The following is a 25,043-nucleotide window of genomic DNA, read 5'->3' as shown; positions in this document are numbered from 1 at the left end:
TACGGCCAGCGCTGCAAGATCCCGAAACGGTCACGTCGAGTTGACACCCCGTCACGGAACCCACAAGATGTGAGCGCTCACACGAGCAATTCCCGCGGGGCACAGCAGCCCCGGCACCTGAGCGCGTCGAGGACGACGCGAGAGGAACAGAGGTACTTCGATGATGAAGCGCAGGATCTTCGCCGGGGTCGCAGCCCTCGGCATCGCGATCTCGCTGGCAGCGTGCTCGGCCGGCGGCCGTGCGTCCACCGACGGTGGCGGCAGCGGCGACTCGAACAAGGGCGCCCTCGTCGGCGTCGCGATGCCCACCAAGGTCTCCGAGCGGTGGATCAAGGACGGCAACGCCGTCAAGAGCGACCTCGAGAAGGCCGGCTACAAGGTCGACCTCGAGTACGGCGACAACAAGGTCCAGCAGCAGGCGCAGCAGGTCAGCAACATGATCACCAAGGGCGCGAAGGTCCTGATCATCGCGTCGATCGACGGTGGCGCGCTCTCCGACCAGCTCGACGCCGCGGCCAAGGCCGGCATCAAGGTGATCTCCTACGACCGCCTGCTCACGGGCAACAAGAACGTCGACTACTACGTGTCGTTCGACAACGAGAAGGTCGGCGTCGACCAGGCGACGAGCCTGCTCACCGGCCTCGGCGTCCTCGACGCGGACGGCAAGAAGACCGGCAAGAAGGGTCCGTTCAACATCGAGGTGTTCGCGGGTTCGCTCGACGACAACAACGCGAGCTTCTTCTTCAACGGCGCGATGGAGACCCTCAAGCCGTACCTCGACGACGGCACGCTGAAGATCCAGTCCGGCCAGGACAAGCTGTCGCAGGCCGCGACGCAGCAGTGGGACCCGGCCACGGCCAAGGCCCGCATGCAGAACCTCATCGCGAAGTCCTACTCCGGTGGCACGACGCTGAACGGTGTGCTCTCGCCCTACGACGGCATGTCGATCGGCATCATCTCGGCGCTCCAGGGTGCCGGCTACGGCTCGAGCGACCGTCCGCTCCCGACCATCACGGGTCAGGACGCCGAGGCCGCCTCGGTCAAGTCGATCATCGCCGGTCAGCAGTACTCGACGATCTACAAGGACACCCGCAAGCTCGCCAAGCAGTCGGCCACCATGGCCGAGGACCTGCTGACGGGCAAGAAGCCCGAGGTCAACGACACCAAGAGCTACGACAACAAGGTCAAGGTCGTCCCGACCTTCCTGTTCCAGCCGACGGTCGTCACCAAGGACAACTACAAGGAAGTCCTCGTCGACTCCGGGTACTACACGGAAGCCGACCTGAAGTAGTCAGGCCCATCTCTCGGACTGGAGGCGCGGTGCACGCCCGCACCGCGCCTCCAGTCCGTCTCCACCAGCGCGCGTACGCGCGCACGACGGAAAGGCGTCCACATGGCGGACACCATCCTCGAGATGCGTGAGATCACCAAGACGTTCCCCGGCGTGAAGGCCCTGCAGGGGGTCTCGATCGAGGTCGAGCGCGGGCAGGTCCACGCGATCTGCGGCGAGAACGGCGCCGGCAAGTCCACCCTGATGAAGGTGCTCTCCGGGGTCTACCCGCACGGCTCCTTCGACGGCGAGATCCTGCTCGACGGCAAGCCGGTGTCGTTCTCGGACATCAACGACTCCGAAGCGGCCGGCGTGGTGATCATCCACCAGGAGCTCGCCCTCAGCCCCTTCCTGTCGATCGCCGAGAACATCTTCCTCGGCAACGAGCAGTCCAAGGGCGGCTTCATCGACTGGAACAAGACGAACCTCGCCGCCGCGGAACTGCTCCAGCGCGTCGGCCTGAAGGACAACCCGATCACGAAGATCGTGGACATCGGCGTCGGCAAGCAGCAGCTCGTCGAGATCGCCAAGGCGCTGTCGAAGCGGGTCAAGCTCCTCATCCTCGACGAGCCGACCGCGGCACTGAACGACGACGACTCGGCGCACCTGCTCGAACTCATCCGGTCGCTGCAGGCCGAGGGCATGACGGCGATCATCATCAGCCACAAGCTCAACGAGATCAAGGCGATCGCGGACAAGGTCACGATCATCCGCGACGGCAAGACCATCGAGACGCTCGACATGCACGCCGACGACGTGTCCGAGGACCGGATCATCCGCGGGATGGTCGGTCGGGACCTGTCGAACCGGTACCCCGAGCGCGAGGACCCGGTCATCGGCGAGGAGCTCCTCCGCATCGAGGACTGGACCGTCCACCACTCCCTCGACTCGTCGCGCGAGATCATCCACCGCGCGAACCTCAACGTCCGCGCAGGCGAGGTCGTCGGCATCGCCGGGCTCATGGGCGCCGGACGCACCGAGCTCGCGATGAGCGTCTTCGGCCAGTCGTACGGGACCGGCATCAGCGGCACCGTGTACAAGCGTGGCGTCCCGATCAAGACGCACACCGTGACGCAGGCCATCGACAACGGCATCGCGTACGTCACCGAGGACCGCAAGCGCTACGGCCTGAACCTCATCGACGACATCAAGCGGAACATCTCGGGCTCGGCGCTCGGCAAGCTCGCCAGCTGGGGCTTCGTGAACGCCGCGCAGGAGACCACCGTCGCCGCGCAGTTCCTGAAGAACCTCAACATCAAGGCGCCGAACGTCGACGTCATCACGGGGAAGCTCTCCGGCGGGAACCAGCAGAAGGTCGTCCTGTCGAAGTGGATGTACGCCGACCCGGACGTGCTCATCCTCGACGAGCCGACGCGCGGCATCGACGTGGGGGCGAAGTACGAGATCTACACGCTCATCAACCAGCTCGCCGACCAGGGGAAGGGGATCATCGTGATCTCCTCCGAGCTCCCGGAGCTCCTCGGCATCTGCGACCGCATCTACACACTCTCCGAGGGCACGATCACCGCTGACGTGCCCCGCTCCGAGGCCACCCCCGAGGTCCTCATGCAGTACATGACCCAGGAACGGGAGACCCCTGTCAATGAACGCGCTTAAGTCCGCCGCCGGCTACCTCACCGGGCAGCTCCGACAGATCGGCCTGTTCATCGCGCTGATCGTCATCGTCATCTTCTTCCAGGTGACGACGAACGGCATCACGCTCGCACCGATCAACGTCTCGAACCTGATCGTGCAGAACAGCTACATCCTCATCCTCGCGATCGGCATGGTGATGGTCATCATCGCCGGGCACATCGACCTGTCCGTCGGGTCGGTCGTCGCCTTCACCGGCGCGATGGCGGGCGTCATGATCACCCAGTGGCACATCCCGTGGCCGATCGCCGTCGTGCTCTGCCTCGTCGTCGGTGCGCTCGTCGGCGCCTGGCAGGGCTTCTGGATCGCCTACTTCGGGATCCCGGCGTTCATCGTCACCCTGGCGGGCATGCTCGCCTTCCGCGGTGCCGCCCAGATCGTGCTGCAGAACCAGCAGATCTCGCCGTTCCCGACCGGCTTCCGGTCGCTCGGATCGGGCTTCCTGCCGTCGTTCGGCACCAGCGGGTACGAGCCGCTCACGATGGTCCTCGGCTTCGCCGCCGCCGCCGTCCTCGTCGTGACCGCGTTCCGGGGTCGTGCGACGCGGCGCAAGTACCAGCTCGAGAGCGAACCGTTCGCGTGGTTCCTCACGAAGCTCGTCTTCACCGTCGCCCTCGTGATCTACGTGGCGCTCCTGCTCGCCAGCTACAACGGCACCCCGATCGTGCTCGTCGTGCTCGGTGCGCTCGTGGTCATCTACTCGGTCGTGATGCGGAGCGCGGTGTTCGGCCGCCACATCTACGCGATCGGTGGCAACGCCCTCGCCGCGCAGCTGTCCGGCGTGAAGACGAAGCGCGTCACGTTCATGCTCTTCGTCAACATGGGCGTCATCTCGGCGCTGGCCGGCGTGGTGTTCACCGGGCAGCTCAACCTGGCGGCCCCCGGTGCCGGCTCCGGCTTCGAGCTCGACGCCATCGCGGCCGTGTTCATCGGTGGCGCTGCCGTCACCGGTGGCATCGGCACCGTGCCGGGGGCCATCGTCGGTGGTCTCATCATCGGCCTGCTGAACAACGGCATGTCGATCCTCGGTGTCGGCACCGAGTACCAGTCGCTCATCAAGGGCCTGGTGCTGCTCGCCGCCGTCGCGTTCGACGTGTTCAACAAGCGCCGGGCTGCGTCCGCGCGCAAGTAGGGCAGGCGCTCGCCCCGAGACTCGGGCTGAGCGACAGGTCACGCGCCGGTCGGCGCGAGGACGGTCGCTCAGCCCGAGTCTCGTTGCGTCGGGTCACGCCGTCAGGACGACCCACCCCTCGGCCTGGAGGCGCACGGTCCCGTCCCGCAGGTCACCGCCGCCCGCCACCACCTGCGTCGCGTCGGCCGCGGGTAGCTCGACGGGGTCCGCCGCCAGGTTCAGGGCGGTCACCACGGAATCCGTCCCGGTCGCGGTGCGCAGGACGATCGCCGTGTTGGTCAGGTGCACGACGTCGGTGTGGGCCCGGTGCAGCCACGGGTGACGGCGACGCAGGGCGATCAGGGCCTCGTACGTGTGCGTCAGGTCGACCGGCGCCGACGGCTGCTCGGGGAACTCGGGCCGGACGGCGTCGTCGCCGCCCTCGCGCTCCTCCTTCACCCCGGTCCAGCCGTACTCGTCCCCGGCGTAGACGATCGGTGTCCCGGCGACCGTGAACAGGACCGCGGCGGCGTGCGGGGCGAACCGCTCTCCCACCGCGCTCGCGATGCGCGTCACGTCGTGGTTGCCGACGAAGGTGCTCGGGACGAAGGTCCGCAGCAGGGCGTCGTGCCGTTCGATCGCGTGGCCGAGCTCGAAGCAGTTGCCGTCCGCGATGCCGTGCCAGATCCCCTGCCAGAGTTCGTACTGGGTGGTCGAGTCCATCGTCGAGTCGCGGACGATCGCCGCCGCGTCGCCGTGGATGACCTCGCCGCTGAACCACGCCTCCGGGAACCGCTCCCGCACCCGGGGCAGCACCCGCGCCCAGAACGCCGGCGGCACGGCGTAGGCGGCGTCGAGCCGCCACCCGTCGACCCCGCGACCGAGCCAGTGCGTCATCACCTCGACGACCAGGTCCTCGGTCGCCCCGGCATCGTGGTCGAGCGCGACCAGGATGTCGTGGCCCTCGAAGTTCCCCACCGGCACCGGCGCCCCCGGCGTCCACCCGCTCCAGTCGATGCCGAACAGCGACGCCGTCGCTGCGTCCGGTCCGTCGGACTCGAGCGCGCGGAACGCGGGGTGCTCGCGCCCGACGTGGTTGAAGACGCCGTCGAGGAGCACCCGGACCCCCCGGTCGTGCGCCGTCCGGACGAGTCGGTCGAAGTCGGCGTCGTCACCGAGCCGCGGATCGATCCGGAAGTGGTCGACGGTGTCGTAGCCGTGCGTCGAGCTGGCGAACACCGGCCCGAGCAGCACCCCGTTCAGCCCGAGGTCGACGACGTGGTCGAGCCAGCCCTCGATCCGGTCGAGGCGGTGCTCGACGGGGCGGTCGTCCACGGGGCTCGTCGGCCGGACCTCGGCGCCGACGAAGCCGAGCGGGTAGAGGTGCCACCAGAGGACGTGCTGCACCCAGTCCGGTTCGTGGGGACGGACGGGTTCGGTGTCGGGAGTCACCGCTCCGATGCTGCCAGTTCCCTCGCTCCTGGGTACAGGAGTGTGTGTCCGGACCATGCTGGACCGATGGGACGAGCGATCAGGACCGCAGCCGACGCCGACGCGTCCGAGCAGGCGAACGCGGAGCGGACCTGTGCGTCGTGCGGCCGTCGGATGCCGTCGTCCGCAGCGCCCGAGGCGAAGTGGTGCTCGGCCGCCTGCCGGAAGCACGGCGTCGACGACGTCGACCGGGCGCTCGAACAGCGCATCGACGAGCTGCTGGCTGCACGAGCGCGGTCGTCGAGCATCTGTCCCTCCGAGGTCGCCCGGTCGCTGGACCCCGACGACTGGCGCGACCTGATGGAACCCGCGCGTCGTGCCGCCCGCCGGATGGTCGCTCGGGGCGAGGTCGAGATCACCCAGCACGGGACGCTCGTCGACCCGTCCACGGCCAAGGGGCCGATCCGTATCCGCCGACCGCGCTGAGGGAACACCACCGGGACGACAGGTGTTGGCGAACACGATGACCACTGACGAGACCACCCCGCAGTCCTCCGACCACCGCCGCGCACTCGTCGTGGGTGCGAGCGGCATCACCGGCTCCGCCCTGGTGCGGCTCCTCATCCGCGACGGGTGGGACGTGGCGGCGCTCTCCCGACGCGCGGCCACCAGCGACGGCGTCCGAGGCGTCGCAGCGGACCTGCGCGATCCTGAGTCCCTGCGCACCGCGCTGGCCGACGAGCAGCCCACCCACGTGTTCTTCACCGCGTGGCAGCGACAGGCGACGGAGGCCGAGAACATCGCCGTGAACGGGGCGATGGTCCGCGACCTCCTCGCCGCACTGGGACACGCCCCGCTCGAGCACGTCGCCCTCGTCACCGGGTTGAAGCACTACCTCGGCCCGTTCGAGGCGTACGCCGCGGGCGAGATGCCGGACACGCCCTTCCACGAGGAGGAGCCCCGGCTCGACACCCCGAACTTCTACTACGCGCAGGAGGACGAGCTCTTCGCCGCCGCCGCGCGCCAGGGCTTCACGTGGTCGGTGCACCGGTCGCACACGGTCATCGGGCACGCCGTCGGCAACGCGATGAACCTGGGCCTGACCCTCGCCGTGCAGGCCACGATCGCCAAGGAGCTCGACCTCGACTTCGTGTTCCCGGGCAGCGAGGCACAGTGGAACGGCCTGACCGACATGACCGACGCGGGCCTGCTCGCCGAGCACATGGTCTGGGCGGCGACCTCGCCCGAGGGTGCGGACGAGCCGTTCAACATCGTCAACGGCGACGTCTTCCGCTGGCGGTGGATGTGGCCCCGCCTCGCCGCACACCTCGGGGTCGACCCGTCCCGCGTCGTCGGGTACCAGGATGCTCCGCGCCCGCTCGAGGAGCAGATGGCGCCGTACGAGTCCGCGTGGGCCGGCATCGCCGAGCGCTACGGGCTCGCCGAGCCGGACGTCACCCGGGTCGCCTCGTGGTGGCACACCGACGCCGACCTCGGTCGAGCGATGGAGGTCGTCACCGACATGAGCAAGAGCCGCGAGGCCGGCTTCACGGGGTACCGACGGACCGAACGGGCCTTCGCGGACTTCTTCGAGCGCTACCGCGAGGACCGCCTGATCCCCTGACGCTGGCGCCGGTTCCTCGGCTACCGGGCGAGGAGCAGGACCACGAGCGTGGCGACCGAGACGACCAGCAGGACGACGGCGCCCTGCAGCTCGCGGTCGTGCGCGCGGAGGTGTGCCACCACGGCTCCGGCGAAGTAGACGACCGAGCCGATGGCTGCCGCGATGGCGAGCGGCACCCACCACAGACCGACGACGAGCCCGGCGGCGGCGGCGACCTCGAGCAGGCCGAGGACGGTCATCTGCGCGGGCGTGACGTGCACGGCCTCCATCGAGGCGACGATCTTCGGGTTGCGGATGAGCTTCATCACCCCGGAGCCGAGCGTGGCGAGTGCGAGGACGAGGGACAGGACGACGGCAGCGATGTGCACGGTGACTCCAGGAGGTACGAAACGGATGGTTGTCCCCGTTTCAAACCGGAGAGCACTCCCCGTATTCCCGGGCGCCGGAACTAGGTTGGGGACATGACCCGCAAGGACGTCGCTCGGAACCGTCAGGCGCTCGTCGACGCGGCCCGGTCTGCGTTCGCCGAGCAGGGCCTCCAGGCTCCCCTCGAACCGATCGCGGTCGCTGCCGGACTCGGCAACGCGACCCTGTACCGGCACTTCCCGACGCGAGCCGCCCTGTGGGAGGCGGTGCTCACGGAGCCGATGCAGGAGGTCCTCGACGACGTCGAGCGCTGCCTCGAACTGTCGGCGTCCGACCCGTGGTCCGGCTTCGCGACGTTCGTGCGCGGAGCGGCCCGGATCGAAGCACGGCGCACCGGCTTCAACCAGCTGATGACGACCGACTACCGCGAGGCGCCGGAGCTCCTCCGACTGCGCGTCGCCGTGCAGGACGGCGTCGACGCGCTCTTCACCGCCGGGCAGGAAGCCGGCGTCATCCGTGCGGACGCCGCCCTGGCGGACGTCGCCGTCATGCAGCTGTCCATCGCGGAGACCATCGGCACCTTCGGCCGGATCGCGCCCGAGGCGTACAAGCGCTGGGTGGAGCTGGCACTCGACGCGTTCCGAGCGCCCGGCGTCGCACGCGAACCGCTGCCCGGTCGCCCGCTCCGTGGTGACCAGGTACGTCGCGCGATGGCGCAGCGCGGGCAGCCCACCCGTCAGAAGGGGTAGCCGAACGATGCAGGCTGGAGGCATGAGCGAGCCCGACGACCACTTCTTCGTCGTCGACGGGCGTCGATGGCGGCGCACCGACCCGGCGTTGCCCGAGGACCTGGCCGCGGCGCTCCGCTCCCACCTGGGCCGCGGGCGGAACGCGGTCAAGCAGGCGAAGCGATCCGGCGACGACGAGGCACTGGCGGCCGCACGGCACCGGAACGGTCTCGCGAAGCACGGCCTCGGCGAGCGCGGACCCGAGTGGTGGGCCCGCCCGGAGGCCGATCGGATCGCCGATGCCCGTCGAGCCCTCGCCGAGCTGGACACCCTGTCGTGACCACGATCCGCCCGCCTCGTCTCGACCGGATGCTCGCCCTCGTCGTGTTCGGACCGGTCGTCATCGGGACGGGTGTCACGGTGGCGATCGCGGCGATCGTGTCCGGTGCCAACGCCGGGCAGCGCCGTGCCCCGCGTCAGGCCTCGGTGTGGCCCAGGTCGGGCTCGAGCAGCAGGCACGCCGTGCGGGACGCCGAGGCGTGGAGCTCGAGCACGACGAGCTCGTTGCGCCCCTCGCGGAGCACCGGCCCGGGGATCGCGAGCGTCTGCTGCGGGCCTCGTGACCAGTACCGGCCGAGGCAGAACCCGTTCACCCAGGCGACGCCTTTCCGGAAGCCGTCGAGGCAGAGGTACCGGTCGTCCGGCTCGGCGAGGTCGAACGACCCCGCTGCGAACGTCGGGCCGGCGAGCACCTCACCGTCGGTCGGTCCGGTGGCGAGCAGGGCGGCCAGCGCGGCTTCGGGCACCGGGTCGAGTGCGATCGGCGACGCGGTCCACCGGGCGAGGGGGACGCCGTCGATCGAGACACCCCCGACGAGGCCCTTGGGCTCGCCGATGCGGGGCCCGTAGTCGACCCGGCCCTGGTCCTCGACGAGGAGTTCGAGCGTGCCGGTGACGGGCGGGAGGGCGATGGCGCGGTCGTGGTGTTCGCGTTCGAGGACGCCGACGACGGTGCCGTCGGCGCTGACGATCGCGCGGTCGCGGACCTCTTCGCCGACGGTGAGCACGCCGCCGGTCGGAAGGTCGACATCGGCCCGGTACAGGACGAAGCCGCTGGCCGCGCCGAGGGCGTCGAAGGTCGGCGGCTCGTCGTGTGCCGACCACGTCGTGAGGGTAGGCAGCAGGGAGCGGAGCGACGCGACGCGGTCCAGGCGGACGGCGAGGTCCGTGGCGGGGGCGACCCGGGCCTCCCGGTCGCTTGAATGGTCATACGATTCAAGGCGACCCGACCCACCCGGCTCCATCGAGGCGGGCAGCGGCGGGACGGGCGCGTAGCGCTCGATCACGGACCGGAACGCGTGGAACTTCGGCGTCGGCCGGCCGGCCTCGTCGAGGGGCGCGTCGTAGTCGTACGACGTCGAGATCGGCCGGTACACACCCTTGTCGTTCGCGCCGTTGGTGAACCCGAAGTTCGTGCCGCCGTGGAACATGTAGATGTTGACCGAGCCGCCGGCGGCGAGCAGGTCGTCGAGGTCCGAGGCCGAGGCCTCGGCGGGAGTGGTGTGGTGGTGCTCGCCCCAGCTGTCGAACCAGCCGTCCCAGAACTCGGAGCACATCAGCGGCCCGGTCGGCTGCGCCTGGCGGAGCCGCTCGAGACGTGCGGCGGAGCGGGACCCGAACGAGCCGGTCTTGTGCAGGGACGGCAGCGAACCGTCCTCGAGCATCGTGCCCATCGGCTGGTCGACGCTCGTGAACGGGACCGTCAGGCCGATGTCGCGGTGCAGCTGCTCGAGCTTCGTCAGGTAGACGGGGTCGGAGCCGTACGCGCCGTACTCGTTCTCGACCTGCACGAGGACGATGGGTCCGCCGTGGTCGATCTGACGCGGGACGAGGACCGGGGCGAGCTGCTCGAGGTACCCCTGCACGGCGGCGAGGAACTGCGGCTCGTCGCGCCGGACACCGACCGTGCCGTCCGCGAAGAGCCAGTACGGCAGACCACCGTTGGTCCACTCGGCGCAGATGTAGGGCCCGGGGCGGACGATCGCGTGCATGCCCTCCGCCGCGACGAGGTCGAGGAACCGGCCGAGGTCGAGCCCACCACTCAGGTCGAACACGCCGGGCGACGGTGCGTGCGCGTTCCACGCCACGTACGTCTCGATGGTGTTGAGCCCCATCAGCTTCGCCTTGCGGATCCGGTCCGCCCAGAGGTCCGGGTGGACACGGAAGTAGTGGATCGCCCCGGACAGGATCCGGTGCGGCTCGCCGTCGAGCAGGAAGTCGGTGTCGCCGATGGCGAAGCGCATGAGGTGACTCTTTCAGGAGACGGGGCCGTGCGGAAGATCCGCACGGCCCCGGTCGAACGTGGGACGGACTACTTGGTCGAGACGGTGAAGCCCTGGTCCTTGCCGTACTTGGCGAGGGCCTTCTGCCAGGCTGCGAGCCCGCTCTCGAGCGAGGTGCCGTTCTCGTACGACTGCCCGACGGTGTCCGCGTAGACGCTGTTCGCGTACACCTGGTACGGCAGGTAGGTGAAGTCGTTGTCCGAGGACTTCGACGCGTCGACGAGGACCTTGTTGATCTGCTGCCCACCGAAGTAGTCCGGCTTCTCGTCGAGGAACGCGGACGACTCGAGGTCGGCCGTGGTCGACGGGAACCCGCCGGACTCCATGAAGACCTTGGTGGAGGCCTTCGACGAGTTGAGCCACTTCAGGAAGCCCGCGGCGAGGGCCGGGTTCTTCGACTGCTTCATGACGACCTCGGCGCTACCGCCGTTGTTCGCGGTCTGTGCGCTGCTGCCGTCGTAGGTCGGCATCGGTGCGACGCGCCAGTCACCCTTTGCGGCGGCGACGCTCGCCTCGAGGTTGCCGGGCATCCACGCGCCGGTGATGAGCGTGGCGATCTGGCCGTTGCCGAGCTGCTTGTACCAGTCGTCGGTCCAGCCGACCGTCTTCGACAGCAGGCCCTTCTCGACGAGCTCGTTCCAGGTGCCGGTCCACTTCTTCGTCCCGGCGTCCGCCAGGTTGATCGTGACCTTGTCGCCCTTGGTGGTGAACGGGGTGCCACCGGCCTGGGCGATCATGCTCGTGGTGAAGCCGGCGTCGCCGGAGTCCGCCGTGATGTAGGCGTTCGGGTCGGCGGCGTGCAGCTTCTCGGCCGCGGCGACGTACTCGTCCCAGGTCTTCGGCACGGCGATGTCGTGCTCGTCGAAGACCTTCTTGTTGTAGAACAGCGCCATGGGGCCGGAGTCCTGGGGCAGGCCGTAGACCTTGCCGTCCATGTCGACCGAGTTCCAGGTGCTCGACGCGAACTTGTCCTTCAGGTCGCCGAACCCGTACGAGGACAGGTCGAGGAGCGAGTCGGACAGGGCGAACTGCGGGAGCGCGTAGTACTCGACCTGGGCGACGTCGGGGGCGCCCGAGCCGGCCTTCACGGTGTTCTGCAGCTTCGTGTACTGGTCGGCACCGGTGCCGGCGTTGACGAGCTTGACGTTCACCTTGGGGTACTGCTTCTCGAACGCGGCGACCTGGGCCTTCGCGGAGGGGGTCCACGACCAGTAGGTCAGCGTCCCGCCCTTCTCGAGGGCCTTGTCGACGTCGGAGGCGGAGCCGCCGGACGACGAGCCGCCGGAGGCGCAGGCCGCCAGGGCGATGGCGGCGGTGACGCCGATGGCGAGGGCGCTGAGTCCGCGCCGGAGCCTGGTGTTCATGTGGGTGCCTTTCACTTCTTCGTGCAGGGGTTGTGCGTGCAGGGGTTGTGCGTGCAGGGGTTGTTGCTGGGTCTGGCCGGTGGTGCTGCGTCAGGCCTTGACGGACCCGGCCGCGAGGCCGGACTGCCAGAAGCGCTGAAGGAAGAGGAACGCGACCACGATCGGGACGATCGTGAGGAGCGATCCGGTGACGACGAGGTTGTAGATCGGCTGCGCGCCGGAGCCGGTGGCCTGGGCGTTCCACTGGTTCAGGCCGACGGTCAGCGGGTACCACTTCGGGTCGCTCAGCATGATGAGCGGCAGGAAGTAGTTGTTCCAGGTGGCCACGACCGCGAAGAGCAGGACGGTGACGACACCGGGCGCGAGGAGGCGGAGCGCGATCGTGAAGAAGATCCGGAACTCCCCCGCGCCGTCCATGCGGGCGGCCTCGAGGAGTTCGGCGGGGATCGCGTCCACCGCGTAGGTCCAGATCAGGTACATGCCGAACGGGCTGATGAGCGACGGCAGGATGATCGCCCACGGGGTGTTCGTCAGGCCGACCTGCGAGAAGAGCAGGAAGGTCGGGACGGCGAGGGCGGTGCCGGGGACGGCGATCGCTCCGAGGACGATCGCGAAGACCGCACGGCGTCCGACGAACTGGAACTTCGCCATGCCGTAGCCGGCGACCGTCGCGAGGAGGGTCGCACCGCCGGCACCGACGACCACGTAGAGCAGCGTGTTGCCGAGCCACTGGACGAAGATGCCGTCGTTGTAGGTCAGCGTGTCGACGATGTTCTGCCAGAGGTTGAACTTCCCGCCGAACCACAGGCCGAACGTCGACAGCAGCGAGGACTGCGTCTTCGTGCTGTTCACGAGCAGGTAGAACAGCGGCGCGAACGAGTAGACGACGAAGACGATCATCACGGCGGTCAGGAGACCGGAGCGCTTCACCTTGCGTCCGTCGACCGGCCGGCGGTTGCGGCGCCCCTTGCCGGCTGGCCTGGAGGCGCGGCTCGACACGTCGCGCCGGTCGCGCTGCGTCGTGGTCGCCTCGGTGACCGTGGCCGGGCCGGACGCGGCGGGGTGCTGCAGGGTGCTCATCGGTTCTCCTGGCGGGTTCCGCGCACCTGGACCACGTAGGCGATCACGGCGGTGATGACGCCCATCACGATGGCGACGGTGGCGGAGTAGTTGAACTGCTGACCGCTGAACGACAGCGAGTAGGCGTACATGTTCGGGGTGAAGGCGCTGCCGATGACGTTGGGGGCGAGGGTCTTCAGCAGGTTGGGCTCGTTGAAGAGCTGGAAGCTGCCGATGATCGAGAAGATCGTGGCGATCACCATCGGGCCGCGGAGGGCCGGCAGCTTGATCGAGAACACCGTCCGCATGGGTCCGGCGCCGTCGAGCTCGGCGGCTTCGTACAGCTCGCCCGGCACGGTGCGGAGCGCGGCGTAGAAGATCAGCATGTTGTAGCCGAGGAACTCCCACGTGACCACGTTGCCGATGGACGTGAGGACCCAGCTCGGGCTGAACGGCTGGAGCAGGTCGATGCCGAGCGCGTGGTTCGCGGCGCCGGTGAGGCCGAACTGGTTGCCGTAGATGAAGCCCCAGATGAGGGCTGCGACGACGCCGGGGACCGCGTAGGGCAGGAACACCGCGATGCGGAAGAACGAGGTCCCCCAGAGCCGCGCGCTGTCGAGTGCGAGGGCGGCGACGAGCGCCAGGCCGAGCATGATCGGGACCTGGATCACCAGGAAGATCGCGACCCGGCCGAACCCGGACCAGAACTTCGCATCCTGGAAGAGCTGCACGTAGTTGGCGAACCAGACGAACTGGTTGCCGCCGATGAGCTGGTCGCGGAACAGGCTGAGCCACAGGGCGTACCCGATCGGCACGATCAGCATCAGGACGAGGACGACGACGAACGGGCCGACGAAGAGCCATCCGGTGAAGCGGCCGCGCGGCTTGGCGCGGCGGCGCGGTGGCGCGGACGGTGCGCTGGCACCGGCCGGGCGCGCTTCGAGCGTGCTCATGGAACTCCCTTGTCCTGCTGCGTTCTGGCCGTTCGATGTTGACGTCAACATCGAACGTCGCGACGATAGCATGGCAACGTCAACATGCGCTAGCGTTCGGGAACCGGGCGCTGTCCGGACGCCGGGTTCCCGCCCGGATCTGGACGAAAGGGGCGATCGTGACGACCGAGCTCTCCGCCGCGGCACGCCGTTCCCCCTCGATGGCCGCCGTGGCCGAGGCCGCCGGCGTCTCGATGCAGACCGTGTCCCGCGTCGCCCGCGGCTTCGACAACGTCTCTCCCGACACCCGCGACCGCGTGCAGCGCGCCATGGACGACCTCGGCTACCGCCCCAACCGCGCGGCCCGGGCACTCCGCTCCGGGCGCTTCCGCACCATCGGCGTGATCATGTTCACCCTCGCGTCGTACGGCAACATGCGCACGCTCGAGGCCATCGCCGACGCCGCCGGCACCGCGGACTTCACGATCACCCTGCTGCCGATGGCCTCCCGCACGGAAGAGGGCGTCCGCTCGGCCTTCTCACGCCTCCACGAACAGGCCGTCGACGGCGTGGTGATCATCATCGAGTCGCACATCATCGACACCGCCGAGGTCGCACTGCCCGACGGCGTCCCGATGGTCGTCATCGACTCCACCGGCACGACGCAGCACCCGGCGATCGACACGGACCAGGCCGACGGCGCACGGCAGGCGACGCAGCACCTGCTCGACCTCGGACACGACACGGTCTGGCACGTCGCCGGCCCCGAGTCCTCGTACTCCGCCGCCCGCCGACTCGCCGCCTGGCAGGCCACGCTCGAAGCAGCCGGTCGCGCCGTCCCACCGGTCTTCCACGGCGGGTGGAGCGCCGACTCCGGCTACCGCGCCGGTCTCGAGATCGCCCGGCGGCCGGAGATCACCGCCGTCTTCGCCGCGAACGACCAGACCGCGCTCGGTGTGCTCCGCGCCGCGCACGAGCTCGGCCGCGCCGTGCCGGAGTCGTTGAGCGTGGTCGGGTTCGACGACTCCCCCGAGTCCGACTCGTTCTGGCCGCCGCTCACCACCGTCCACCAGTCCTTCGACGAGGTCGGGCGCCGAGCGGTCACGAACCTGCTCGCCCAGATCGAGGGCGAGCCCGTCCGCCCCTCGGCCGACCTGGTGCCGGTGCGGCTCGTCGAACGCTCGAGCACGGCGCCACCGCCAGCCTGAACCAGTCCGGTTCCCGCGCGGTCAGGCCCCGAGGCGTACCGTGCAAGTGGAGCCGGCTCGCTGTCCGGTCCCGGGTGTGCGCCGCTTCCGTGTGTCCGGAGGAACGCCGCACCCACATCACCAGCGTCGGCCCTCACCTTCTCCACCACGGCTCACGGATCATGAAGAACATCGTCTACGGCCTGACGGCAGTGCTCACCTCCGACGAGGCTGCCGATGCGGTCCTGGACTACGCCGCGGCCCTGGCGCACGCCGGGCTCGCGGACACCGTCGCCGTGCCGACCGTCGATGCCTTCGGCAGCACCACGACGACCTCGTTCCTGCTCGCCCCCGCGCTCGGCCTGCTCATCGAGGACGCCGCCGACGACCCCCTCGGCCCGGACACCGCCGCCTTCGTCGAGGAGATCAGCTGGCGGGCGCGCGCCGTGCGCTGCACGCCCCCGACCGACTCCTGAGTCGCGCCCGCGCCGCGGCCCGCGCCCGGGGGCCCGGCCCCGCCGAGTCTCGCGCTGAGCGACAGTCCTCGCGCCCGCAGCCCCGAGAAGTGTCGGCCAGCCCGAGACTCGGCCCAGCACCGCCACCCGCTGACGGACTGGGGGCGCGGTGCCAGCCCGCCACGCGCCTCCAGGCCCGCCGCCGGTCCGGACCCGCCGGTCCGGCCCGCCGAGTCTCGCGCTGAGCGACAGTCCTCGCGCCCGCAGCCCCGAGAAGTGTCGGCCAGCCCGAGACTCGGCCCAGCACCACCAGCACCAGCGCACCGCCACCAGCGCACGCAGCAGAGGGCGCCGGGACCGCTGCGCGGACCCGACGCCCTCTGTGCTCACTCGACGCTCGCCGCAGCGCGCGCCGAGGCGTCTCAGCCGATCGACACGGCGGTCCAGGAGACCGGCGGCAGCTCGATCGTGATGGTGTCGCCCTCGCGGCGGACGGTCTCGTTGGTGCGGAGCCCGACGCGCTCGGTGTCCCCGAGCGCGTTCACGGCGTGGATGTCGTCGTCCCAGACACCCTCGGCGTGGACGTCTCCGTCGGCGTCGATGCCGGCCAGGTCGATCGTGACGGTGGTCGACTCGGAGGGGTGACGGTTCACGAGGAACACCGCTGCGCCGTCGTCGGACACGGTGGCGGCGGAGTCCACGACCGGCACCTCGCCGTACTTGCCACCGTCGACGGTGTCACCGGACGCCTTGACCTGCAGCGACGTGCCGTTCGCCAGGCGCGAGGTCAGCGAGAACGGGAAGAAGGTGGTCTGGCGCCAGGCCGGCCCACCGGGCTCGGTCATGATCGGGCCGATCACGTTCACGAGCTGCGCGATCGAGGCCGATGCGACCCGGTCCGCGTGGCGGAGCAGCGAGATGAGCAGGCCGCCGACGACGACCGCGTCGGCCACGGTGTACACGTCCTCGAGGAGGCGCGGGGCGACCGGCCAGTCCTGGAGCGTGAACTCCTTCTGCATCTCGTTCCACTTGGTGATCGACCAGACGTTCCACTCGTCGAACGAGATGTCGATCCGCTTGTCCGACTTCTTCTGCGCCTGCACGTGGTCCGCAGCAGTGGTGACCGTCTTGATGAAGTGGTCCATGTTGACGCCGGAGGCGAGGAACGACGGCAGGTCGTCACCCTCCTCGTAGTAGGCGTGCGCGGAGATGTAGTCGACGTCGTCGTAGGTGTGCTCGAGGACGGTGCGCTCCCACTCGCCGAACGTCGGCATCGACGCGCCGGAGGAACCGCAGGCGACGAGTTCGAGGTCGGGCTGGATCTGCCGCATGGCCTTGGCGGTCATGGCGGCGAGCTTGCCGTAGTCCTCGGCGTTCTTGTGGCCGAGCTGCCACGGGCCGTCCATCTCGTTGCCGAGGCACCACATCTTGATGGCGAACGGCTCCTGACGACCGTTCGAGCGGCGGTACTCGGAGAGCGCGGTGCCAGCGTCGATGTTGGCGTACTCGAGGAGCTCGATCGCCTCGGCGGTGCCGCGGGTGCCGAGGTTCACGGCGAGCATGAGCTCGGAGCCGACCTGGTCGAGCCAGTGCTGGAACTCGTGCAGGCCGACCTCGTTCGTCTCGGTGGAGTGCCACGCGAGGTCGAGCCGGCGGGGGCGCTGCTCGACGGGGCCGACGCCGTCCTCCCACTTGTAGCCGGAGACGAAGTTGCCGCCGGGGTAGCGGATGGCGGAGACGCCGAGTTCCTTCACGAGCTCGACGACGTCCTTCCGGAAGCCGTGCTCGTCGGCGGTCTCGTGGGACGGCTCGTGGATGCCGTCGTAGACGTGGCGTCCGAGGTGTTCGACGAACCCGCCGAACAGGCGACGTCGCACCGGCCCCACGGTGAACGCGGCGTCGAGGACGAGGTGTGTGCGGGACATGGATCTCCTTCGATCATGTGCGGGTCGTTCGAGCGCGGGGGTCGTGCGGGTGCGTGTGGGACCGGTCGGGTTCCGATGCACGCCGTCACGAAAGTGAGCGCTCACCTAACGGAAACGTTACCGGTTTCCGCGCCGACGCGAAAGGGGTGGCGGATGCTGTTCGCGAGCGCTAATGTGAGCGCTCACGGAGCACCGACCCTGCTCCGACTCGGCCCGTCCCGATGGAGTGATGCCATGCCGAACAAACTCGCCGTACCCACCACGTCTCCGAGGGGTGGCGCCTTCACCCGGCGCGGCCTCCTCGCCGCCGGCGCAGCCGCCGCAACGGTGCTGCCGCTGGCCGCCTGCTCGAGCCCCCTCGCCGCCGGCATCGCCGGTGCCCCGCTCAACCCGGAGACGCTCGTCTTCTGGAACCTGTTCGGTGGCGGTGACGGACTCCGCATGCAGGAGATGGAAGCCGGCTACGCCAAGCAGCACGGCGGATCCTCGTCGCTGCAGGCGACGACCTTCGCGTGGGGCAACCCGTACTACTCCAAGGTCACACTGGCGACCGTCGGGAACAAGCCGCCGGACGTCGCGATCGCCCACCTCACCCGGGCGAAGCCGCTCTGGGACGGCGACCTGCTCGACCCGATCACGAGCGACGACCTGGCCTCGGTCGGTCTGAGCGCGAGCGACTTCAACCAGAAGGCGTGGACCGCCCAGAAGACCGACGGCAACAACATCTGCATCCCGCTCGACACCCACCCCTTCGTCCTCTTCTACAACGTTGACATCTGCAAGAAGGCAGGCCTGATCGACAGCGACGGGAAGCTCAAGGACCTGTCGGGTCTGGACGCGTTCGAGAGCGCCCTCGCCGCGGTCTCGAAGGTCACCGGCGGCACGGCCCTCAACGTCGCGAACGTCAGCGAGGTCGCGACCCCGTGGCGCTTCTTCTGGACGATGTACAACCAGATCAACGGCGCGACGCCCTTCATCAGCGACGGCGGCTCGAAGCTGACCGTGAACGAGGACGCATACAACACGGTGACGTCGATGACCCAGAAGTGGGTCAAGAACGGCTGGCTCAACAAGGGCCTCGACTACGCGACCGCCCAGACCCTGATGTTCACCGGCAAGGCCGGGTTCTTCATGCAGGGCGAATGGGAGATCAGCACGGCGCAGTCGATCAAGGGCCTGAAGTTCGGCATGGCGCCGATCCCGCAGCTCTTCGACAAGCCGGCGACCCAGGCGGACTCGCACACGTTCATCCTCCCGCGGAAGGACCGGACGCCCGAGCAGCGGAAGGCACACATGCTCTTCATCAAGCAGATGCTCGAGCAGAGCCTCACGTGGGCGCAGGGCGGACACGTCCCGGCCTACATGCCCACGTTCGACAGCACCGCCTACAAGAAGCTGACGCCGCAGTCGAACTACGCCTCAGCCGCCCAGAGCGCGGTGTTCGACGACCCCGCCTGGTACGGCGGCTCCGGCTCGACCTTCGAGAACACCGTCGGTGCCCAGCTCGCCCTCGTGCAGCAGGGCAGCAGTTCCCCTGCGCAGGCGCTCTCCGCGATCAAGGACCAGCTGGCGACCTACCTGAACACCCCGAGCCCGCTGTGACCCGGCACCCGAACGACGTGAACACCGCGCGAAAGGCACGATGACGTGACCACAGCACCTGTCCTCGACCGCCCCACGGACGCGGCGACCGCGCCCCGGCGGACCCGCACCTACCGAACCAGCCTCACCCGCGGCCAGGGCCGCAGCGGCTGGCTGTTCCTCGCCCCCTTCGGCCTGTTCTACCTGGCCTTCCTGCTCGGCCCGACGGTCTGGATGATCGTCTCGAGCTTCTTCAACACCTCGACCGTCCGGACCGGGCTCGGCAGCTTCGCCGGGTTCGCGAACTACGCGGAGATGCTCGGACGCGCCGACTTCTGGTCGTCGCTCTGGCACACCCTGCAGTTCACGCTCTACACGACGCCGCCGCTCGTCATCCTGGCGTTCGTCTTCGCCGTGCTGACGAACCGGATGAACCGCGGTCAGTGGTTCTTCCGACTGGCGTTCTTCCTGCCGTTCATCCTGCCGTCGGCGACGATCTCCCTCATCTGGGTGTTCATCTTCACGCCGTCCACCGGGCTCTGGGCGAGCATGCAGACGCTGCTCGGCATGACCCCGGGCGCCGGCGTCCTGGCGAGCCCGAACACCGCGATGATCGGTGTCGCGATCGCCACGGTCTGGTGGACCCTCGGGTTCAACTTCGTGCTGTACCTGGCCGGCCTGCAGGAGATCCCCCGCGAGCTGTACGAGGCCGCCGCCGTCGACGGTGCGTCCAGCTGGCAGCAGATCAAGTCGATCACGCTGCCGCTCCTCGGTCGCACCACGACGCTGGTCATCCTGCTGCAGGTCATCGCCAGCCTGAAGATCTTCGACCAGGTGTACCTGATGACGAACGGCGGTCCGGGCATCTCGACCCAGGTCTCGCTGCAGCTCATCACCGGCGTCGGGTTCACCGACAACCGACTCGGTGCCGCATCGGCCGCGTCGGTGCTCCTGTTCATCGTGATCGTCGCGATCGCAGTCATCCGGCAGCTCGTCGAGCGCGCTGCCGCCAAGCGAGAGATCGGTGCCTGACATGACCGCCACCGAGAGCATCACCCGCCCCAAGCTCCGCAACGGCGTCTCCGCCGCGGCACCCGCGAACGCCGCGAAGATCGGCGTCTCCGGCAGGGGCTTCAACACGGTCGCCGCGATCATCCTGACGGTGTTCGCGATCATCTGGCTCATCCCGAGCGTGTTCGCGCTGAAGACGTCGCTGTCCGACAACGGCGTCGCGGCCCTCGGCGCGAACTCGATCCTGTCGAACTGGAACCCGACGCTGCACTCCTACGCGTCCCTGTTCCAGGCGGGCGACATCTGGAACTGGTACCTCGCCAGCGGCATCACGAGCGTGATCACGGCGCTGCTGACCGTGCTGTTCGCGTCGATGGCGGCGTTCGCACTGTCCCGGCTCGTGTTCCGCGGCCGGAACATCGCGTTCCTGCTCATCATCCTCGGGATCATGATCCCGACCCAGGTGCTGATCATCCCGATCTTCCAGGAGCTCAACGCCGTGGGCCTCCTGAACACCTACTGGTCGGTGATCTTCCCGCAGGTGCCCGCCGTGATCGCGGTGTTCATCTTCAAGCAGTTCTTCGACGGGATCCCGAAGGAGCTCGAGGAGGCCGCGCGCATCGACGGTGCGGGCATCTGGAAGGTCTACTGGTCGGTGATCCTGCCGCTGTCGCGTCCGGTGATCGCAGCGGTGACGATCCTGACGTTCGTCGGGGTCTGGAACAACCTGCTGCTCCCACTGTTCGTGCTGTCCAACCCGGACCTCATGACGATCCCGGTCGGGCTCGCCACGGTGCAGGGCAGCTTCGGCCAGCGCTACGCCGACATCCAGGCCGGCGCGATCCTGGCGGCGCTGCCGCTGATCATCCTCTACCTGATCTTCCAGCGGCAGATCGTCGAGGGTGTGACCGGGTCCGGTCTGAAGGGCTGACGCGACCACACGACGGACTGGAGGCGCGGTGCCGGCTGGCACCGCGCCTCCAGTCCGTCTGCTGGTCGCGTCGCAACGACCGCCGGTCAGGCGGGGACGGACTTCCGCGCCTCGTGCTTCCAGAACCCCGAGAACGTGATGCGCGACTTCGGCAGCCCCGCACGGTGCAGGTGGCGACGCCCCTCGGTCGCGAGCGTCGACTCCCCCACCACGAACGCGTACCCGCGGTCGTCGACGGGCACGTGCCGCTGGAGTTCGGCGAGCGCCGCCCGCCCGGGAACGGCGTGCGCGTCGACCTCGTCGCGGATGAGCCACGTGACCCTGACGCCCGCGGGAGCGTCGAGTTCCCGGACGTCGGCGGCCGTGGGGACCTCCTGGATGATGCGGCCGACGGTGTCGCGCGGCAGCGAGGCGGCGATGCCGACGACGCCGGGCAGCCCGGTCTCCTCGGCGGCGACGATCACGTCGCTCGTGCCGTCGGGGACGTCGAAGATGCAGCCCTGGTCGAGCATCGCGAGCTCGTCGCCGGGTCGGGCGCCGCAGGCCCAGATCGCGGCGCGGCCCTCGGGCTCGCCTCGGTGGTCGGTGTGCACGACGAAGTCGATGTCGAGCTCCGCGGTGCCGTCGGAGCGCCGTCGGTACGCGGCGACCGTGTAGTTCGCGCAGTGCGGTCGGACGGCCTCGGGGATGCCGAGGAACGTCGGCCACCACTTCTTGCCGTCGAGGTCGGGCATCCGGAAGACGTCCTGGTCCGGACGCTTCGTGAACAGGCGGAACCAGTGGTCGAAGCCGAGGTACGGGAACTCGTGCAGGTCGTCGCCGGTGACCGTGACGCGCTGCATCGACGGTGACGTGCGCTCGGTGCGGAGGACCCGGGCGCGGAACAGCCGGGGGTTCTCGGGCAGGAGCCGCGGGGTCTTCGCCATGAGGCAAGGCTAACCTAAGATGATCTCCGTGCCAGCCCCGATCCCCGTCCTGGCGTCCGCTCCGGGCGCGAGCGTCCCCGATCCCGAAGCCGCCCTCGGCGTGCACCGCCGAGCGGTCCGTCGCCGCGTCCTGGTGATCGCCGGGCTCGTCGTCGTCCTGGCCGTCGTCGCCGTCCTGAGCATGCTCCTCGGCAGCAACCGGATCGGTGTCGACCAGGTGCTCGCCGGGCTCACCCGCACGGGCAGCGGCACCGACGAGGCGATCGTGTGGGGCTCCCGGATCCCGCGCACGCTCATCGGCGCATCGGTCGGCGCGGCTCTCGGCATCGCCGGACTCCTCATGCAGGGACACACCCGCAACCCGCTCGCCGACCCCGGACTGTTCGGTGTCTCCTCGGGTGCGGGTCTCGCCGTCGTGATCGGCGTGTACGTGTTCGGGATCACCGGCACCGGCGCGACCGTGTGGTTCGCACTGGTCGGTGCCCTGGTCGCGAGTGTCGTGGTGTTCTCGGTGACGATCGCCGGCAGCGGGACGGCCAGCCCGGTCCCGCTCGCACTCGCGGGTGCCGCGGTGTCGGCGCTGCTCGGAGCACTGACCTCGTTCGTGGTCCTCACCGACCAGGACTCCCTCGACGCCTACCGGCTCTGGGTCGTCGGCTCGCTCGCCGCCCGGCAGCTCGACGTGCTCGGTGCGGTGTGGCCGTTCCTCGTCGCCGGGCTGCTCCTCGCCGTCCTCAACGTCCGGGCGCTCGACGCCCTCGGGCTGGGGACCGAGCTGGCGAAGGGCCTCGGCGAGAACGTCCTGGTCGCACGACTCGTCGGACTCGGGGCGATCACGCTGCTGGCCGCCGGGGCGACCGCGGCGGCGGGGCCGATCGGCTTCGTCGGCCTGACGGTGCCGCACGTCGCCCGCGCCCTCGTCGGCACCGGGCACCGCTGGACCCTGCCCGTGTCAGCACTCGTCGGAGCGGCGCTCGTGCTGCTCGCGGACGTGATCGGCCGGCTCATCGGCGGGTTCTCGGAGGTCGAGGTCGGCATCGTCCTCGCCGTCGTCGGCGGCCCGGTGTTCATCGCGGTGGCCCGCCGTCGATCCCTGGTGTCCCTGTGAGCGCCACCGACGCCGCCCGGGCGACCGGTGCGGACACGGCAGCCACGCCGGCGCCCCGCGCTCCCGGCCGCCGCGGCATCGTCGTCGGTCCCGTCGGGCTCGCCTGGCGGCCCCGCGTGTTCTGGTACACCGTCGGGTCGCTCGGTGCCGCGGCCGTGCTCGTCGTCCTCGGCGTCGCGATCGGCTCGACGTGGATCGCCCCGGTGACCGTCATCCGCTCGCTGCTCGGCCTGGAATCCGGGCCCGACGCGTTCATCGTGGAGACCCTGCGCCTCCCCCGGGTGCTGACCGGTGCCCTGGTCGGCCTGACGCTCGGCGTCGCCGGCGCACTCACCCAGACATTCACCCGCAACCCGCTCGGCACCCCGGACATCATCGGCGTGACGTCCGGTGCGAGCGTCGGAGCGGTCGCCGCGATCGTGCTCGGCGGCGGCACGTACTCGGTGTCGTCGCTCGTGCTCGGCGGCGGGATCCCGGTCGCCGCCACGATCGGCGCGCTGGTCGCCGCGGTCGCCGTGTACGGGCTCGGCTGGCGCGGCGGGGTGCAGAGCTACCGGCTCGTCCTGGTCGGCATCGGCGTGAGCGCCACCCTCGACGCGGTCACGAGCTACCTGCTCGTCCGCGCGAAGATCACCGTCGCGGCGGCGGCCTCGCAGTGGCTCGTCGGCAGTCTGTCGAGCACGTCCTGGTCCAGCCTCTGGCCGCTGCTCGTCGTCGCCGCGATCGCCGTCCCGCTCTCCCTCGCGACGAGCGCGGCGCTCGGCATCGGGCAGCTCGGCGACGAGGTCGCCACCGGCGTGGGCCTGGCCGTCCAGCGGCACCGGCTCATCGTGATCGCGCTCGCGGTCGTCCTCACCGCCGCCGCCGTCGCCGCTGCCGGACCGGTCGGCTTCGTCGCGTTCGTGGTCCCGCAGATCGGACTCCGGCTCGCCGGCACGAACCGGCCGCCGCTGCTCCTCGCCGGGGCGCTCGGGGCCGTGCTCGTCCTCGCGGCCGACCTGCTCGCCCGTGCCGCCTTCCCGTGGCAGGTGCCGGTCGGCATCATCACGACCGTGATCGGCGCCCCGTACCTGATCTGGCTCCTCATCCGTCACCGCAAGGAGATGTCCCGATGACCCGAACGCACGACCACGCCGGCACGACGCCCGTCCTCGAGGCCCGCGGCCTCGCCGTCGGCTACGACAAGCACGCCGTCCTGACGGACCTCGACCTGCGCATCGAACGCGGCACCGTGACGACGTTCCTCGGCGCGAACGGCTGCGGCAAGTCCACGCTCCTGAAGGCCTTCGGCCGCGTGTTGAAGCCGCAGGCCGGTGAGGTCCACCTCGACGGCGTCCCGATCCGCAAGGAACCGAACCGCGCCGTCGCCCGGAAGCTCGCGATCCTGCCGCAGTCCCCGGTCGCCCCGGCCGGCACGAGCGTGCTCGACCTGGTGATGCGGGGCCGGAACCCGCACCAGTCGTGGGCGAAGCCGTGGACCGCCGACGACGCCGACGTCGCCGAGCAGGCCATCGCCGCCACCGGTCTCACCGAGGTCGCCCACCGCGACGTCGCGAGCCTGTCCGGCGGGCAGCGTCAGCGTGCCTGGATCGCCCTCGTCGTCGCGCAGCAGGCCGAGACGCTGCTGCTCGACGAACCGACGACCTACCTCGACCTCGCGCACCAGCTCGAGGTTCTCCGGCTCGTCCGTCGGCTCAACCGCGAGCAGGGGTCCACCGTCGTGATGGTCCTGCACGACCTGTCGCTGGCCGCGCGCTACTCCGACCGGCTCGTCGTCCTGCACGACGGCGGGGTCGCTGCCGACGGCACTGCCGCCGAGGTGCTCACGCCCGCGCTGCTCGAGCGGGCGTTCGGGCTCCACGCCCGCGTCATCCCCGACCCGGTGACGGGCGCGCCGATGATCGTGCCTGAAGCGGACGAGCACGACCTGTTCCGGGAACTCGAACTGGCGACCGGAGCGGAGTTAGGTTAGGCTCACC

23 protein-coding genes are annotated in these 25,043 nt (G+C 69.7%); 15 read left to right on the top strand and 8 right to left on the bottom strand.

From position 1 onward, the window contains the following. The first annotated feature begins 160 nt into the window (after positions 1 to 160). The 3 genes from chvE to mmsB all read left to right on the top strand — a co-directional run bounded on the left by chvE (position 161) and on the right by mmsB (position 4,115). Complete coding sequence (chvE, locus tag BLT36_RS10905) at positions 161 to 1,291, top strand: multiple monosaccharide ABC transporter substrate-binding protein (protein WP_092095104.1); 1,131 nt, start codon at positions 161 to 163, stop codon at positions 1,289 to 1,291. A 102-nt stretch (positions 1,292 to 1,393) separates the two neighbouring features. After that, complete coding sequence (gene mmsA, locus BLT36_RS10900; RefSeq protein ID WP_092095102.1) at positions 1,394 to 2,947, top strand: multiple monosaccharide ABC transporter ATP-binding protein; 1,554 nt, start codon at positions 1,394 to 1,396, stop codon at positions 2,945 to 2,947. Beyond that, a complete protein-coding gene (gene mmsB, locus BLT36_RS10895) occupies positions 2,934 to 4,115 on the top strand; it encodes a multiple monosaccharide ABC transporter permease (protein WP_092095100.1) in 1,182 nt (393 codons plus the stop codon). Before mmsA ends, mmsB begins: the two co-directional genes overlap by 14 nt. A 93-nt stretch (positions 4,116 to 4,208) precedes the next feature. Here mmsB and BLT36_RS10890 read toward each other — a convergent pair whose 3' ends face one another. Then, a complete protein-coding gene (locus tag BLT36_RS10890; RefSeq protein ID WP_092095098.1) occupies positions 4,209 to 5,546 on the bottom strand; it encodes an alpha-amylase family glycosyl hydrolase in 1,338 nt (445 codons plus the stop codon). Positions 5,547 to 5,612: 66 nt separating this feature from the next. Between BLT36_RS10890 and BLT36_RS10885 the strand changes: the two genes are divergently transcribed. After that, positions 5,613 to 6,011, top strand: a complete 399-nt coding sequence (locus BLT36_RS10885) for a DUF3253 domain-containing protein (protein WP_092095097.1) — start codon at positions 5,613 to 5,615, stop codon at positions 6,009 to 6,011. A 37-nt stretch (positions 6,012 to 6,048) separates the two neighbouring features. Further along, a complete protein-coding gene (locus BLT36_RS10880) occupies positions 6,049 to 7,149 on the top strand; it encodes an SDR family oxidoreductase (protein ID WP_092095784.1) in 1,101 nt (366 codons plus the stop codon). A 20-nt stretch (positions 7,150 to 7,169) separates the two neighbouring features. Here BLT36_RS10880 and BLT36_RS10875 read toward each other — a convergent pair whose 3' ends face one another. Then, the gene (locus BLT36_RS10875) at positions 7,170 to 7,517 is read right to left on the bottom strand and encodes a DoxX family protein (protein WP_092095095.1); all 348 of its coding nucleotides are present in this window, start codon (positions 7,515 to 7,517) and stop codon (positions 7,170 to 7,172) included. A gap of 93 nt (positions 7,518 to 7,610) precedes the next feature. Between BLT36_RS10875 and BLT36_RS10870 the strand changes: the two genes are divergently transcribed. Together BLT36_RS10870 and BLT36_RS10865 are read left to right on the top strand one after the other, a co-directional pair. Next, positions 7,611 to 8,264: a TetR/AcrR family transcriptional regulator gene (locus BLT36_RS10870; RefSeq protein WP_092095093.1), complete on the top strand. Its 654-nt coding sequence runs from the start codon at positions 7,611 to 7,613 to the stop codon at positions 8,262 to 8,264. Positions 8,265 to 8,286: 22 nt separating this feature from the next. Then, positions 8,287 to 8,583, top strand: a complete 297-nt coding sequence (locus tag BLT36_RS10865) for a biopolymer transporter Tol (RefSeq protein WP_092095091.1) — start codon at positions 8,287 to 8,289, stop codon at positions 8,581 to 8,583. 136 nt (positions 8,584 to 8,719) lie between these two features. Here BLT36_RS10865 and BLT36_RS10860 read toward each other — a convergent pair whose 3' ends face one another. From BLT36_RS10860 to BLT36_RS10845, 4 genes are all read right to left on the bottom strand, one after another. Further along, positions 8,720 to 10,546, bottom strand: coding sequence for a glycoside hydrolase family 35 protein (locus BLT36_RS10860; protein WP_092095089.1), 1,827 nt, complete (start codon positions 10,544 to 10,546; stop codon positions 8,720 to 8,722). Between the two features lie 68 nt (positions 10,547 to 10,614). Further along, positions 10,615 to 11,949, bottom strand: a complete 1,335-nt coding sequence (locus BLT36_RS10855) for an ABC transporter substrate-binding protein (RefSeq protein WP_175529607.1) — start codon at positions 11,947 to 11,949, stop codon at positions 10,615 to 10,617. Positions 11,950 to 12,039: 90 nt separating this feature from the next. Beyond that, a complete protein-coding gene (locus tag BLT36_RS10850) occupies positions 12,040 to 12,849 on the bottom strand; it encodes a carbohydrate ABC transporter permease (RefSeq protein WP_092095783.1) in 810 nt (269 codons plus the stop codon). Positions 12,850 to 13,025: 176 nt separating this feature from the next. Then, on the bottom strand, positions 13,026 to 13,961 hold the full coding sequence (locus tag BLT36_RS10845; RefSeq protein WP_092095085.1) for a carbohydrate ABC transporter permease: 936 nt from the start codon (positions 13,959 to 13,961) through the stop codon (positions 13,026 to 13,028). Positions 13,962 to 14,119: 158 nt separating this feature from the next. Here BLT36_RS10845 and BLT36_RS10840 point away from each other — a divergent pair, with 158 nt between their 5' ends. Further along, entirely contained in the window at positions 14,120 to 15,148 is a 1,029-nt protein-coding gene (locus BLT36_RS10840; protein WP_254787571.1) for a LacI family DNA-binding transcriptional regulator, read from the top strand. Between the two features lie 161 nt (positions 15,149 to 15,309). Further along, entirely contained in the window at positions 15,310 to 15,603 is a 294-nt protein-coding gene (locus BLT36_RS10835; RefSeq protein WP_092095083.1) for a hypothetical protein, read from the top strand. Between the two features lie 401 nt (positions 15,604 to 16,004). Here BLT36_RS10835 and BLT36_RS10830 read toward each other — a convergent pair whose 3' ends face one another. Beyond that, entirely contained in the window at positions 16,005 to 17,507 is a 1,503-nt protein-coding gene (locus tag BLT36_RS10830) for an arabinosylfuranosidase ArfA (protein WP_092095081.1), read from the bottom strand. Positions 17,508 to 17,741: 234 nt separating this feature from the next. Here BLT36_RS10830 and BLT36_RS10825 point away from each other — a divergent pair, with 234 nt between their 5' ends. The 3 genes from BLT36_RS10825 to BLT36_RS10815 are packed head-to-tail and all read left to right on the top strand — an operon-like array spanning position 17,742 to position 21,030. Further along, positions 17,742 to 19,109, top strand: coding sequence for an extracellular solute-binding protein (locus tag BLT36_RS10825; RefSeq protein ID WP_092095079.1), 1,368 nt, complete (start codon positions 17,742 to 17,744; stop codon positions 19,107 to 19,109). Between the two features lie 45 nt (positions 19,110 to 19,154). Further along, complete coding sequence (locus tag BLT36_RS10820; RefSeq protein ID WP_092095077.1) at positions 19,155 to 20,120, top strand: carbohydrate ABC transporter permease; 966 nt, start codon at positions 19,155 to 19,157, stop codon at positions 20,118 to 20,120. 1 nt (position 20,121) lies between these two features. Next, complete coding sequence (locus tag BLT36_RS10815; RefSeq protein ID WP_092095075.1) at positions 20,122 to 21,030, top strand: carbohydrate ABC transporter permease; 909 nt, start codon at positions 20,122 to 20,124, stop codon at positions 21,028 to 21,030. Between the two features lie 86 nt (positions 21,031 to 21,116). On the opposite strand, the gene BLT36_RS10810 is transcribed toward BLT36_RS10815, so the two are convergent. Continuing rightward, positions 21,117 to 21,956, bottom strand: coding sequence for a siderophore-interacting protein (locus BLT36_RS10810; RefSeq protein WP_092095073.1), 840 nt, complete (start codon positions 21,954 to 21,956; stop codon positions 21,117 to 21,119). A 19-nt stretch (positions 21,957 to 21,975) separates the two neighbouring features. Here BLT36_RS10810 and BLT36_RS10805 point away from each other — a divergent pair, with 19 nt between their 5' ends. Genes BLT36_RS10805 through BLT36_RS10795 form a run of 3 tightly spaced genes read left to right on the top strand, consistent with a single transcriptional unit; the run spans position 21,976 to position 25,036 of the window. After that, positions 21,976 to 23,064, top strand: a complete 1,089-nt coding sequence (locus BLT36_RS10805) for a FecCD family ABC transporter permease (protein ID WP_254787570.1) — start codon at positions 21,976 to 21,978, stop codon at positions 23,062 to 23,064. Beyond that, positions 23,061 to 24,179, top strand: a complete 1,119-nt coding sequence (locus tag BLT36_RS10800) for a FecCD family ABC transporter permease (RefSeq protein ID WP_254787568.1) — start codon at positions 23,061 to 23,063, stop codon at positions 24,177 to 24,179. The genes BLT36_RS10805 and BLT36_RS10800 overlap by 4 nt, the downstream gene beginning before the upstream one ends. After that, complete coding sequence (locus tag BLT36_RS10795; protein ID WP_092095071.1) at positions 24,176 to 25,036, top strand: ABC transporter ATP-binding protein; 861 nt, start codon at positions 24,176 to 24,178, stop codon at positions 25,034 to 25,036. Before BLT36_RS10800 ends, BLT36_RS10795 begins: the two co-directional genes overlap by 4 nt. The last annotated feature ends 7 nt before the right edge of the window (positions 25,037 to 25,043 follow it).

The sequence above is a fragment of the Curtobacterium sp. UNCCL20 genome (assembly GCF_900101675.1).
In the GTDB taxonomy this organism is placed as follows: Bacteria; Actinomycetota; Actinomycetes; order Actinomycetales; family Microbacteriaceae; genus Curtobacterium.
This window is presented reverse-complemented; position numbering and strand designations above follow the sequence as displayed.

What these genes read in the sequence shown, in the direction of transcription:
- chvE (WP_092095104.1), top strand. Translation starts at nt 161, where the DNA reads ATGATGAAGCGCAGGATCTTCGCCGGGGTCGCAGCCCTCGGCATCGCG.
- mmsA (WP_092095102.1), top strand. Translation starts at nt 1,394, where the DNA reads ATGGCGGACACCATCCTCGAGATGCGTGAGATCACCAAGACGTTCCCC.
- mmsB (WP_092095100.1), top strand. Translation starts at nt 2,934, where the DNA reads ATGAACGCGCTTAAGTCCGCCGCCGGCTACCTCACCGGGCAGCTCCGA.
- BLT36_RS10885 (WP_092095097.1), top strand. Translation starts at nt 5,613, where the DNA reads ATGGGACGAGCGATCAGGACCGCAGCCGACGCCGACGCGTCCGAGCAG.
- BLT36_RS10880 (WP_092095784.1), top strand. Translation starts at nt 6,049, where the DNA reads ATGACCACTGACGAGACCACCCCGCAGTCCTCCGACCACCGCCGCGCA.
- BLT36_RS10870 (WP_092095093.1), top strand. Translation starts at nt 7,611, where the DNA reads ATGACCCGCAAGGACGTCGCTCGGAACCGTCAGGCGCTCGTCGACGCG.
- BLT36_RS10865 (WP_092095091.1), top strand. Translation starts at nt 8,287, where the DNA reads ATGAGCGAGCCCGACGACCACTTCTTCGTCGTCGACGGGCGTCGATGG.
- BLT36_RS10860 (WP_092095089.1), bottom strand. Translation starts at nt 10,546, where the DNA reads ATGCGCTTCGCCATCGGCGACACCGACTTCCTGCTCGACGGCGAGCCG.
- BLT36_RS10855 (WP_175529607.1), bottom strand. Translation starts at nt 11,949, where the DNA reads ATGAACACCAGGCTCCGGCGCGGACTCAGCGCCCTCGCCATCGGCGTC.
- BLT36_RS10850 (WP_092095783.1), bottom strand. Translation starts at nt 12,849, where the DNA reads ATGATCGTCTTCGTCGTCTACTCGTTCGCGCCGCTGTTCTACCTGCTC.
- BLT36_RS10845 (WP_092095085.1), bottom strand. Translation starts at nt 13,961, where the DNA reads ATGAGCACGCTCGAAGCGCGCCCGGCCGGTGCCAGCGCACCGTCCGCG.
- BLT36_RS10835 (WP_092095083.1), top strand. Translation starts at nt 15,310, where the DNA reads ATGAAGAACATCGTCTACGGCCTGACGGCAGTGCTCACCTCCGACGAG.
- BLT36_RS10830 (WP_092095081.1), bottom strand. Translation starts at nt 17,507, where the DNA reads ATGTCCCGCACACACCTCGTCCTCGACGCCGCGTTCACCGTGGGGCCG.
- BLT36_RS10825 (WP_092095079.1), top strand. Translation starts at nt 17,742, where the DNA reads ATGCCGAACAAACTCGCCGTACCCACCACGTCTCCGAGGGGTGGCGCC.
- BLT36_RS10815 (WP_092095075.1), top strand. Translation starts at nt 20,122, where the DNA reads ATGACCGCCACCGAGAGCATCACCCGCCCCAAGCTCCGCAACGGCGTC.
- BLT36_RS10810 (WP_092095073.1), bottom strand. Translation starts at nt 21,956, where the DNA reads ATGGCGAAGACCCCGCGGCTCCTGCCCGAGAACCCCCGGCTGTTCCGC.
- BLT36_RS10805 (WP_254787570.1), top strand. Translation starts at nt 21,976, where the DNA reads ATGATCTCCGTGCCAGCCCCGATCCCCGTCCTGGCGTCCGCTCCGGGC.
- BLT36_RS10795 (WP_092095071.1), top strand. Translation starts at nt 24,176, where the DNA reads ATGACCCGAACGCACGACCACGCCGGCACGACGCCCGTCCTCGAGGCC.